9 protein-coding genes and 1 pseudogene are annotated in these 12,254 nt (G+C 71.7%); all 10 read left to right on the top strand.

The genetic code is table 11. From position 1 onward, the window contains the following. Window positions 1-127 precede the first annotated feature (127 nt). Window positions 128-1,147: a rod shape-determining protein gene (locus tag AB8Z75_RS04325; RefSeq protein ID WP_326692943.1), complete on the top strand. Its 1,020-nt coding sequence runs from the start codon at window positions 128-130 to the stop codon at window positions 1,145-1,147. Between the two features lie 140 nt (window positions 1,148-1,287). Then, on the top strand, window positions 1,288-2,223 hold the full coding sequence (gene mreC / locus AB8Z75_RS04330; RefSeq protein WP_369199998.1) for a rod shape-determining protein MreC: 936 nt from the start codon (window positions 1,288-1,290) through the stop codon (window positions 2,221-2,223). A gap of 9 nt (window positions 2,224-2,232) precedes the next feature. After that, window positions 2,233-2,964: a rod shape-determining protein MreD gene (mreD, locus tag AB8Z75_RS04335; protein WP_369200006.1), complete on the top strand. Its 732-nt coding sequence runs from the start codon at window positions 2,233-2,235 to the stop codon at window positions 2,962-2,964. Window positions 2,965-3,043: 79 nt separating this feature from the next. Continuing rightward, complete coding sequence (mrdA, locus tag AB8Z75_RS04340) at window positions 3,044-5,326, top strand: penicillin-binding protein 2 (RefSeq protein ID WP_369199999.1); 2,283 nt, start codon at window positions 3,044-3,046, stop codon at window positions 5,324-5,326. After that, on the top strand, window positions 5,323-6,522 hold the full coding sequence (gene rodA, locus AB8Z75_RS04345; RefSeq protein ID WP_369200000.1) for a rod shape-determining protein RodA: 1,200 nt from the start codon (window positions 5,323-5,325) through the stop codon (window positions 6,520-6,522). Before mrdA ends, rodA begins: the two co-directional genes overlap by 4 nt. 123 nt (window positions 6,523-6,645) lie before the next feature. After that, entirely contained in the window at window positions 6,646-8,571 is a 1,926-nt protein-coding gene (locus tag AB8Z75_RS04350; RefSeq protein WP_369200001.1) for a TIGR03960 family B12-binding radical SAM protein, read from the top strand. Window positions 8,572-8,647: 76 nt separating this feature from the next. After that, window positions 8,648-9,229: a GNAT family N-acetyltransferase gene (locus AB8Z75_RS04355; protein WP_369200002.1), complete on the top strand. Its 582-nt coding sequence runs from the start codon at window positions 8,648-8,650 to the stop codon at window positions 9,227-9,229. Beyond that, complete coding sequence (locus AB8Z75_RS04360; protein ID WP_369200003.1) at window positions 9,226-10,419, top strand: hypothetical protein; 1,194 nt, start codon at window positions 9,226-9,228, stop codon at window positions 10,417-10,419. Before AB8Z75_RS04355 ends, AB8Z75_RS04360 begins: the two co-directional genes overlap by 4 nt. A 280-nt stretch (window positions 10,420-10,699) precedes the next feature. Beyond that, window positions 10,700-11,479, top strand: a complete 780-nt coding sequence (locus AB8Z75_RS04365) for a TIGR03936 family radical SAM-associated protein (RefSeq protein WP_369200004.1) — start codon at window positions 10,700-10,702, stop codon at window positions 11,477-11,479. 246 nt (window positions 11,480-11,725) lie between these two features. Then, window positions 11,726-12,254: pseudogene (locus tag AB8Z75_RS04370) on the top strand (ribonuclease E/G); the annotation flags it as partial.

The following is a 12,254-nucleotide window of genomic DNA, read 5'->3' on the forward strand; positions in this document are numbered from 1 at the left end:
TCGAGCAAGCGCGTCTACGATGGAACCCTCGCGCTTTGAGCACGCACCCGGCGCGTAACCCCATCCTTCCGTAGCCGCACTCCACATCGCCCCACTTGGAAGGCCAGACGCATCCATGGGAACCAACATGTCGTTCATCGGCCGTGATATGGCTGTCGACCTCGGGACCGCCAACACGCTGGTGTACGTCAGGGGTCGCGGGATCGTCCTCAACGAGCCGTCCGTCGTCGCGATCAACACGAACACGGGCGGAATCCTCGCGGTCGGCGCCGAAGCCAAGAAGATGATCGGCCGCACCCCTGGCAACATCGTCGCGGTCCGGCCGCTGAAGGACGGCGTCATCGCCGACTTCGAGATCACCGAGCGGATGCTCCGCTACTTCATTCTGAAAATCCACAAACGCCGTTATCTCGCCCGGCCCCGGGTGGTGGTGTGCGTGCCGTCCGGGATCACGGGCGTCGAGCGCCGTGCCGTCATCGAGGCGTCCACCCAGGCCGGCGCCCGCCAGGTGCACATCATCGAGGAGCCGATGGCCGCGGCGATCGGCTCGGGCCTGCCGGTGCACGAGGCCACCGGCAACATGGTGGTGGACATCGGCGGCGGCACCACCGAGGTGGCGGTCATCTCGCTCGGCGGCATCGTCACCGCGCAGTCCATCCGGGTGGCGGGCGACGAGCTGGACAACGCGATCATCCAGCACATCAAGAAGGAGTACAGCCTCCTGCTGGGCGAGCGCACCGCCGAGAGCATCAAGATCACCATTGGTTCGGCGCACGACCTGGAGAAGGACGAGCACACCGAGATCCGCGGCCGCGACCTGGTCAGCGGGTTGCCGAAGACGGTGGTGATCTCCGCGGGCGAGGTCCGCAAGGCCATCGAGGAGCCGGTCAACGCCATCGTCGACGCGGTCAAGACGACGCTCGACAAGTGCCCGCCCGAGCTGTCGGGCGACGTGATGGACCGCGGCATCGTGCTCACCGGCGGCGGCGCCCTGCTCCGCGGCCTGGACGAGCGGCTCCGCCGGGAGACGGGCATGCCCATCCACATCGCCGAGGACCCGCTGGACTCGGTCGCGCTGGGTTCGGGCAAGTGCGTCGAGGAGTTCGAGGCGCTCCAGCAGGTGCTCGACGCCCAACCACGCCGCTGACCGGCGAACACACAGCACATCTGTTCGCGACAACCGCAATAACTGACCGTTCAGCGGCGGGTCGTTAAGCCCAGTGGCGGCCGCCGTCACGCACCCCGCCCCGGCGGGGCTGCCTCACCAGAAAGGCACGGCCGCCGCACGTGAGGGACACACGAGAAAGCCGGCTGCTGCTCGTCCTGCTGATCGCCATCGCGTTCGCGCTGATCACGGTGGATCTCAGAGGGGGCGAGCAGTCTCCGCTCGACGGCGTACGGCAGGGGGCCGCCTCCGCGCTCGGCCCGGTCGAGAGCGGCGTGGCCTCCGCGGTCGACCCCGTCGGCAACGCCATCGCCGCCGTCCGCGACTCGGGTGACCGCCACGACAGAATCACCCGCCTGGAGCAGGAGAACGCGGCGCTCAAGCAGCAACTCGGCTCCAAGGACCGCAACCGCGCCCGCGCCAAGGAACTCGACAAGCTCCTCAAGACCGCGGGCGCGGGCGGCTACGGGGTCAAGGGCGCGCAGGTCGTCGCGATCGGCGCGGCGCAGGGCTTCTCGTGGACCGTCACCCTGGACGCGGGCCGTGAGGACGGCATCCGCCGCGACATGACCGTCCTCAACGGCGACGGACTGGTCGGCCGGGTCACCACCGTCGGCTCCTCCACCTCGACCGTGCTGCTCGCCAACGACCCGGACTTCACCGTCGGCACCCGCATGGAGAAGACCAACGAACTGGGCTTCGCCACGGGGCGCGGCGGCAACGCGCTCAGCGTCCAGCTCCTCAACGGCAAGGCCAAGGTGGACAAGGGCGACCGGCTGGTCACCTTCGGGTCGAGCGACGACAAGCCGTTCGTGCCCGGCGTGCCCGTCGGCGAGGTCACCAAGGTCGAGCGGAACAAGGGCACTCTCACCCGCACGGTCCAGGTCAAGCCCTACGTCGGCTTCACCCGGCTGGACGTGGTCGGCATCGTCGTCGAGCCCCCGCGCGAGGACCCCAGGGACGAGGTCCTCAAGTCCAAGAAGCCCGCCAAGCCCAAGCCCGCACCCACGGTGACCGTGACCGCCACGCCCGGCGGCGAACCCTCGCCCAGGAGCTGATCCGCAGTGCTGTACGTCAACCGGATGCTTCTCACGGCCGCTCTCGTGGTCGTCGCCCTCATCGTGCAGGTCACCGTGTTGGCCCGGCTGCAACTGCCCGGGGCCGTCCCCGACCTGCTGCTGCTCACCGTCCTCGGCCTCGCGCTGGTCTACGGCCACACCGCAGGCGCCCTGGTCGGTTTCGTCGCCGGACTGCTGGCCGACATCGCCCCGCCCGCCGACCACGCCGTGGGGCGCTACGCGCTGGTGCTCTGCCTCATCGGCTACGCCGCGGGCCTGACCAAGCCGGAGGCGGGGCAGCACCGCTCGGCGACCGTCCCGATGCTCGTCGTCGCCTCCGCCGCGATCGGCTCCACCCTGCTGTACGCGGGCGTCGGCGCGCTGGTCGGCGACACCGCGGCCCGGCAGGCCGGCCTCACCGGGCTGCTGGCCACCGCCACCCTCTACGACCTGCTGCTCGCGCCGTTCGTCGTCCCCCTGGTGATGTCGCTGGCCCGGCGCGGCGAGAAGGATCCGATCGGCGCCGAACCGGGCGGCGGCAGCGCCGGCGGCGGCATGCGCGCCTACGGCTGGCTCGCCTCCGGCGCCAGCCTCAGCCCCTCGGGCAGCGGCCTCCTCGGCAAGGGCGGAAAGCCGGGCAAGGGCGCCAAGGCGGGCAAGCGCACCTCGCGCAACAAGACGATGGACCTGAGCGGCGGCCGGGCCAAGGCGGGCAAGATCAAGGGGGTCAAGCGGCTGTGAGCAACGCCCTCCCGCGCCCGGCCGGCGCCCCGAGGTCTCCCGAGCCCGACCACCGCCCCGTGAGGAGGCGTTGCGCGCCGTGAGCAACATTCCTGAGACCGGCCGCTCCTCCCGGGTCACCATTCGGCTGATCGCCATTCAGGTCCTGGTGATGTCGCTGCTGCTGACGCTCGGCGGGCGGCTGTGGTATCTCCAGATCCGCAACGGCGACGAGTACCAGAAGGAAGCCAAGGGCAACCACGTCCAGCAGGTCGTCGAGCCGGCCGTGCGCGGGTCCATCCTGGACTCCCGCGGGGTGCCCATCGCCGACAACGAGACCCGGCTGGTCGTCTCCGCCTCCCGCACCGAGCTGATGAAGCAGGACGACGAGGGCGAGGCCGTCCTCGAACGGCTCGCCAAGGTCCTCGGCATGGAGGCCAAGACCGTCAAACAGAAGGTCCGCCTCTGCGACGCGGAGACCCCGCAGCCCTGCTGGAACGGTTCGCCCTACCAGCCGATCCCGGTCACCGACGACGCCAAGCCCAAGCAGGCCCTCCAGATCCGGGAGCGCTCCGAGGACTTCCCCGGCATCACCGCCGAGCCGGAGGCGGTCCGCCGCTACGCGGCACCGTACGGGGCGAACACCGCACAGGCGCTCGGCTACCTCTCGCCCGTCACCGACGAGGAGATCGAGAAGGCCAAGGACACCGACTCCCCCTTCCTGCCCTCCGACGAGATCGGCCGCTCGGGTCTGGAGCGCACCTACGACAGCAAGCTGCGGGGCAGCTCGGGCGTCACCCGCTACGAGGTCGACAACCTCGGCCGGGTGATGGGCGAGGCCGAGAGCGAGAAGGCGCGCCCCGGCTCCAACCTGGTCACCTCCATCGACTCCCGCGTCCAGGCCGTCGCCGAGACCCAGCTCGACCAGGCGATGAAGAACGCGCGCAAGGAGTTCGACAAGAACACCGGCCGCAACTACAAGGCCGACGCGGGCGCCGTCGTCGTCATGGAGAACAAGACGGGGCGCGTCGTGGCCATGGCCTCCAACCCCGAGTACGACCCCAACGCCTGGGTCGGCGGCATCTCCGGCAAGGAGTACGCCAAGCTCACCGGCAAGGACTCCAACTACCCGCTGCTCAACCGCTCCATCCAGGGCCTGTCGGCGCCGGGCTCGATCTTCAAGGTCATCTCCACCACCGCCGCCGTCAAGGCCGGCTACCCCTTCAACGGCGACTACAACTGCTCCTCGGACTACGAGGTGGGCGGCCAGGTCTTCAAGAACTACGAGTCCAAGGGCTACGGCAACATCGACCTCGGCCGCGCCCTGGAGGTCTCCTGCGACACCGTCTTCTACCGACTTGCCCACAAGGAGTGGAAGAAGGACGGCGGGAACATGCCCAAGAAGGGCGCCCACGACTACTTCTACAAGACGGCCCACCAGTTCGGGCTCGGCAAGAAGACCGGCATCGACCTGCCCAACGAGGTCTCAGGGCGCGTCCCGGACCGCGAGTGGAAGAAGAACTACTGGGAAGCCAACAAGGACGCCTGGTGCAAGCAGGCCGAGGACGGCGGCGGCAACCCCAGCTACGCCGAGAAGATCGCCAAGGAGAACTGCGTCTCCGGCATGAAGATGCGCGCCGGTGACAGCATCAACTACTCCATCGGCCAGGGCGACACCCTCGTCACGCCCATCCAGATGGCCACCATCTACGGCGCCCTCGGCAACGGCGGCACCCTCTACGACCCCACCCTCGGCAAGGCGGTCATCAGCCCCGACGGCAAGACCGTCAACGAGATCGAGCCGACGTCGCACGGCAAGCTCCCGCTGTCCAAGAAGACGCTGGGCCAGATGGACAAGGCGCTCCAGGGCGTCGCCACCCGTGGCTCGGCGGCCTGGCGGTTCGGCGAGGCCGGCTGGCCCCAGGACAAGATCAAGATGCGCGCCAAGACCGGTACCGCCGAGGTCGCGGGCAAGCAGACCACCTCCTGGCTGGCCACCTACACCGACGACTTCACCGTCGTGATGACCATCTCCCAGGGCGGTACGGGATCCGGCGCCTCCGGGCCCGCCGTGCGCAACATCTACGACGCGATGTACGGCGTCGGCGACGACGGCAGCATCGACAAGAAGAAGGCACTGCTGCCCAAGCCGCAGACCTCGCTGCCCAAGATCTCCAAGGACGGCACCATCGTCGCCGAGCGCGACAAGCGCCCCGCCGACGACGCCGCCAAGCACCGCGAGGCCGAACCCCCCGCCGAAACCCCCGACACCCGGGGCGAGGCCCAGGCCGCGCGGCACGAGGGCGAGCGGCAGCAGCGACAACGCGACGGCGCCCGCCAGGCGCAGCAAACCCGTCAGATCGCGGGAGGTGAGGGGCGATGACCACCCGCACGTTCGCGCTGGACGGCTACGGCCCCCGCAAGCGCTCGGCCTGGAACCGGCTGACCGCACGCGACTCGGTCGTGTGGCGCATGGACTGGATCATGCTGCTGTCCGGCGCCGTCCTCGCCGTCATCGGCTCGCTGCTCGTCTACTCCGCCACCCGCAACCGCACCGAGCTCAACCAGGGAGACCCGCAGTACTTCCTGGTGCGGCACATCATCAGCCTCGTCATCGGCGTCGCCCTGATGGGGGCCACCGTCTGGGTCGGCCACCGCAGGCTGCGCAGCGCCGTGCCGGTGCTCTACGGCGTCACCGTGCTGCTCGCCCTCGCGGTCCTCACCCCGCTCGGGGCCACCATCAACGGTTCCAGGGCCTGGCTGAACCTGGGCGGCGGCTTCACCGTCCAGCCCGCCGAGTTCATCAAGATCACCGTGATCCTCGGCATGGCGATGCTGCTCGCCGCCAAGGTCGACGCCGGCGACCGGGACCACCCCGACCACCGCACCGTGCTGCACGCGCTCGGCATGGCGGCTCTGCCCATCGTGATCATCCTGGCGATGCCCGACCTCGGCTCGGTCATGGTGCTGGTCATGATCGTCCTCGCCGTCCTGCTGGCCTCCGGCGCCTCCAACCGCTGGGTCATCGGGCTGTGCCTGGCCGGGGCCGTCGGCGCGGTGCTGGTGTGGGCGCTCGGACTGCTCGACGAGTACCAGATCAACCGGTTCGCGGCCTTCGCCAACCCCGCGCTCGACCCCGCGGGCGTGGGCTACAACACCAACCAGGCCCGCATCGCCATCGGCTCGGGCGGCCTCACCGGCAAGGGCCTCTTCGAGGGCACCCAGACCACAGGGCAGTTCGTCCCCGAACAGCAGACCGACTTCGTCTTCACCGTCGCGGGCGAGGAACTCGGCTTCGTCGGCGGGGGGCTCATCATCGTCCTCCTCGGCGTCCTCATCTGGCGCGCCTGCCGGATCGCGCGGGAATCGACGTCGCTCTACAGCACCGTCGTCGCCTCCGGCGTGATCGCCTGGTTCGCCTTCCAGGCGTTCGAGAACATCGGCATGACGCTGGGCATCATGCCCGTCGCCGGACTGCCGCTGCCCTTCGTCTCCTACGGCGGCACGTCCATGTTCGCCGTCTGGATCGCGGTGGGCCTGCTGCAGTCCATCCGCACCCAGAAGCCGATAGCGGCGTAGGGGGCACAGGGGAGCCAGGGCGGAGCCATCGGGAGTGCGGGCCACAACCGTTACTCTGGACGACCGGCCCTGTCCTCCCCGGAGCCCGTCCGGGGTCACCCCCAGTGAAAGTGCGCTCATCAGATGTCCGTCGAGTCGGTCTTCCCCCAGCTAGAGGCCCTCCTCCCGCACGTCCAGAAGCCGATCCAGTACGTGGGCGGTGAGCTGAACTCCACGGTGAAACCGTGGGACGAGACGGACGTCCGCTGGGCGCTGATGTACCCGGACGCGTACGAGGTGGGTCTGCCCAACCAGGGCGTCATGATCCTCTACGAGGTGCTCAACGAACGCGACGGCGTCCTGGCGGAGCGCACCTACAGCGTCTGGCCGGACCTGGAGAAGCTGATGCGGGAGCACGACGTCCCGCAGTTCACCGTGGACGCGCACCGCCCCGTCGGCGCCTTCGACGTGTTCGGCGTCTCCTTCTCCACCGAGTTGGGCTACACCAACCTGCTGACGGCCCTCGACCTGTCCGGCATCCCGCTGGAGGCCAAGGACCGCACCGAGGACCACCCGATCGTGATGGCGGGCGGGCACGCGGCGTTCAACCCCGAGCCGATCGCCGACTACATCGACGTCGCGGTGATCGGCGACGGCGAGCAGGCTGTGCTGGAGGTCACCGAGATCATCCGGGCCTGGAAGGCCGAGGGCCGCCCGGGCGGCCGGGACGAGGTGCTGCTGCGCCTGGCCAAGACCGGCGGCGTGTACGTGCCGCGCTTCTACGACGTGGAGTATCTGCCCGACGGCCGGATCTCCCGCGTCGTGCCGAACCGCTCCGGTGTGCCGTGGCGGGTCAGCAAGCACACCGTCATGGACCTGGACGAGTGGCCCTACCCCAAGCAGCCGCTGGTCCCGCTGGCGGAGACGGTGCACGAGCGGATGTCCGTGGAGATCTTCCGCGGCTGCACGCGGGGCTGCCGGTTCTGCCAGGCCGGCATGATCACCCGCCCGGTGCGGGAGAGGTCCATCACCGGCATCGGCGACATGGTCGACAAGGGGCTGAAGAACACCGGCTTCGAGGAGGTCGGCCTGCTCTCCCTCTCCTCCGCGGACCACAGCGAGATCGGCGACGTCGCCAAGGGGCTGGCCGACCGCTACGAGGAGGACAAGGTCGGCCTCTCGCTGCCCTCCACCCGGGTGGACGCCTTCAACATCGACCTGGCCAACGAGCTGACCCGCAACGGCCGCCGCTCCGGCCTCACCTTCGCCCCCGAGGGCGGCAGCGAGCGCATCCGCAAGGTCATCAACAAGATGGTCTCCGAGGACGACCTGATCCGCACCGTCGCCACGGCCTACGGCAACGGCTGGCGCCAGGTGAAGCTGTACTTCATGTGCGGGCTGCCCACCGAGACCGACGAGGACGTCCTCCAGATCGGTGACATGGCCGTCAACGTCATCGCCAAGGGCCGCGAGGTCGCGCAGTCCAACGACATCCGCTGCACGGTCTCCATCGGCGGGTTCGTCCCCAAGCCGCACACCCCCTTCCAGTGGGCGCCGCAGCTGTCGGCCGAGGAGACGGACGCACGCCTGGGCAAACTGCGCGACAAGATCCGCGGCGACAAGAAGTACGGCCGCTCGATCGGCTTCCGCTACCACGACGGCAAGCCGGGCATCGTCGAGGGCCTGCTCTCGCGCGGCGACCGCCGTGTCGGCGCGGTCATCCGCGAGGTGTACGAGCGCGGCGGGCGCTTCGACGGCTGGCGCGAGTACTTCTCCTACGACCTGTGGATGGACTCGGCCGCCGAGGCGCTGGAGGGCACGGGCGTCGACGTCGACTGGTACACCACCCGCGAGCGCTCCTACGAGGAGGTTCTGCCCTGGGACCACCTCGACTCCGGCCTCGACAAGGACTGGCTCTGGGAGGACTGGCAGGACGCCCTCGACGAGACCGAGGTCCCCGACTGCCGCTGGGACCCCTGCTTCGACTGCGGGGTGTGTCCGCAGATGGGCACCGATATCCAGATCGGGCCCACCGGCAAGAAGCTGCTGCCGCTCACCGTGGTCAAGTAGGCGCGGGCGGGGGCCGGGCACGGCCCCCGCCGACCTCCCGGACCCGCCTGGTCACCCGCGCTGGCACACTGGCGCGATGCCCCAGCTGAGTGAGCCCACGCCCGTCGTCCACCGCTCCTTCGTCGCCGCGATGGAGGAGTTCGCCGCCGAGGGGCGCGGTGCGCCGCACGACGGCTCGGCGATCGCCCGCGACATGCGCAGGTTCGGGGAACGCTGGCAGGACGCGGACGTCTTCGCCGAGTACGTGGCCTTCGCCCGCAGCCAGGCCACCGAGGAGACGGCCGCCGCCCTCGGCTTCGTCCCCACCACCACCTTCTGGTACGTGGACGGCGACGCGTACTACGGCCGCATCGCCGTCCGCCACCGGCTCAACGCCATGCTGCTGGAGTACGGCGGCCACATCGGGTACGACGTGCGGCCGACCGCGCGGCGCCGCGGGTACGCGACCGCGATGCTGCGTGCCGCCCTGCCGCGTGCCGCGGCGCTCGGTCTGGAGCGGGCGCTGGTGACCTGCGATCACGACAACGTGGCGTCCCGCAGGGTGATCGAGGCGTGCGGGGGTGTCTTCGAGGACCGGCGCGGGGTCAAGCTCCGTTACTGGATCGCCACACCGGCGGCCGAACCGGAGGCGTCCTCCTCCCCGTCCTCTTCCGCGTGAACGCATACCAGCCACGCCACGGGGCGGCTCCGCGCGGCGAAGGGCCGGAAGGCTGCCTCACCGCGGTCGTCCGGTGGCCGGTGCGGATCGTGATGTTCGTCCTGGTGCTGCCCGTCCGCCTGGTGTGGGACGGGCTGCGGCTGGCCGGGCGCGCGGTAGGCAGGGGCGTGCTGGTGCCGCTGTGGCGCGGGCTGGCATGGCTGGGCCGTACGTGCGTCGTGACGCCCGCGGGCCGGCTGTGGCGGAATCTGCTCGCTCCCGTGTGCCGGGCCCTCGCACTCGCGCTCACCTGGACCGCGAAGGCCCTCTTCGTGTGGCCCTGGGTCGGCCTGTGGCGCCACCTCCTGAGGCCCCTCGGAGGCGGGCTGGCCGCCGTCGGACGCGGCCTGGTCATGGCAGGGCGCGCACTGGCGGAGGGGATCGCCTCCCTCGTGCGGCTCCTCGTCGTCGTTCCGGCCGTATGGCTGTACGCCCACGTCCTCGCGCCGCTCACCCGGGGTGCCGGGCTCGGTCTCGGCCTGCTGGGACGGTATCTGCTGGTGCTGCCCGTGCTGCTGCTGTGGCGTCGGGTGCTGGCACCCGCGGGCAGGGGCGTGGGCGCGGTCGCGGCCTGGTTGTGGCGGTGGCTGGTCGTGGCACCGGCGGCCGGTCTCCACCGCCACGTCCTCACCCCGCTGGGCCACGCCCTGGTGGCCGCCGTCCGCGGCGCCGGAGCGGCTCTGGCGTGGCTGGGCCGCCACCTGCTCGTCGTCCCCGCACTCGCCCTGCACCGCTGGGTCCTGGCGCCGCTCGGACGGGCGCTCGCCCTGGTCGTCCGGGAGATCGCCGGGGCGGCCGTGGTGGCCTGGCAGGTGGCGGGCCGGGTGACCGTCGCCCTCTTCCGGTTCGCCGGCCGGGGGCTGTACGTGCTGCTGATCGTGCCGCTCGTCGCACTGTGGCGGTACGTGCTCGCGCCGGTGGGCCGCGCGCTGCGCGCGGGGGTGTGGCGGCCCACGGCCCGGGCCGCCCGCGCGGTCGGCCGCTCCCTGCGCGACGCCGGGCGCGCGGTCGGCCGCACCCTGCGCGACGCCGGGCGCTCGGTGGGCGCGGCCCTCGGCGCTGCCCGGGCCTCCCTCCGCGCGGCCGGCGCCGAGACGCGGCGCGCCCTCTTCGGAGCGCCCCGCTCCCGGGAGCGGGAGCCGCTGCCGTAGCACGGCCGCGTACCCTGGGCAGAAGGATCATCCGCACAAACGCACAACGCGTCCGGGTACCGACCCCGGGGGAAGCCCGGGGACGGGCCCGCGAGGACGCGTGGCGTTCGGCCGCAGGTGAGGTGCCCCGCGCTCGCGCGGCGCCGCCGGGCGGCCGGTGCGGACCTCCGCCTTCGTATCGTCCTGTCAGACAGGGCGGCCCGCCTGAGCGTGCCGCCCGGCACCGAGGAGAGAACCACTGGGCAAGCGACAGCCCGAAGGCCCGCCGCCCGCACCGGCCGTGCAGCGCGTCCGTCTGCGCTACACCAAGCGAGGCCGCCTTCGGTTCACCAGCCACCGCGACTTCCAGCGTGCCTTCGAGCGGGCCCTGCGCCGCGCCGAAGTGCCCATGGCGTACTCGGCGGGGTTCACCCCGCACCCCAAGGTCAGCTACGCCAACGCCGCTCCGACCGGGACCGGCAGCGAGGCGGAGTACCTGGAGATCGCCCTCGTCCAGCGGCGCGACCCCGAGCAGTTGCGCGCGCTGCTGGACGCCTACATGCCGGACGGCCTCGACGTCGTCGACGCGGTCGAGGCGCACGGCTCCGACTTCAGCGACCGGCTCGAGGCCTCCGAGTGGGAGCTGCGGCTCGCTCGCGTGGAGCCGGAGACGGCGCGCGCCGCGGCCGAGGCGTTCCTGGCGGCCGAGACGGTCGAGGTCGAGCGCCGGACCAAGAAGGGCATCCGCACGTTCGACGCCCGCGCCGCCGTCCTCGCACTGTCTGTCACCTCCGCCGATGATGCCGCCGATAGGCCGGGCGAGGGGTGCTGTGCGATACTGCGGCTGGTAGTACGACACGTGACACCTGCCGTACGACCCGACGACGTCCTGTCCGGTCTCCGCGCTACGGCCGACCTGGCGCCGCCGGTCCCCGCAGCGGTGACCAGGCTGGCGCAGGGGCCGCTCGACGAGGAGAACGGCACGGTGACCGACCCGTTCGCACCCGACCGTGACGCGGTCCCGGAGCCCACAGGCGCCGGGGTATCCAGCGCCGGGACGGTGCCGGGCGACACCGCGTAGGAGCGCCGCCGAAGCCGCGCGCCGCCGCTGACGCACGCCAGGGAGCCACCCGGGCCGCTGTACGGCAGGCGAGCGCACAGACCAGCAGACTTTCGCCGTAGCCGGGCCGGACCAGGGCCGGAACCGGCGAGTGAGACAACAGCTCCCGTGCGGCGCCCGCGCCCCGGAGAGCGGCCCGCCCCCTCGGCGGGCCGCCCCGGTACGAACGAGCGCGGCGCCCGGGAGCGTGACGGGAGAACCGCCCGCATGCTCGAACCAACTGAATCCAACGAGACCCAGCCCCCCGCGACCGGTGCCGCCGCTTCCGATGGGACGGCGGCCGGCTCAGCAGCCGCCGCTTCCACGGGGTCCGTCGTATCCGGCGAGGCCACCGCCGGTGGCGGAAACGCCGGAGGGCCGCAGACCGCGGGCGGTGCGCTGAGCACGCCCAGCGACACGCTGCCGCCCCGCCGTCGCCGCGCCGCCAGCCGCCCCGCGGGCCCGCCCACGGGAGCCGACGCGTCCGCTTCCGAGACCGAGGCCCACACCGTGCGGGACAGCGCGGCCGGCACCTCGCCGGGCGCGGCCCCCGAGGGGCCCGAAGGCTCGCAGGCCGGTGACGCCGCCGACGCCCCGGCCCCCGCGCGCACYCGSCGCCGCGCCACCCGTAAGGCGACSGCYCCCGCSGGSKCCCCGGCGCCGGCCGAGCGGCCCGAGCAGGGCGCCGACGAGGGCGAGGCGTCCGGCGCGTCGTCCCCGGCGGAGCAGCCCGGAGCGGAACGGGCCGCAGCGGAGC

Origin of the sequence: Streptomyces sp. PU-14G (assembly GCF_041028275.1) — a bacterium.
GTDB lineage: Bacteria > Actinomycetota > Actinomycetes > Streptomycetales > Streptomycetaceae > Streptomyces.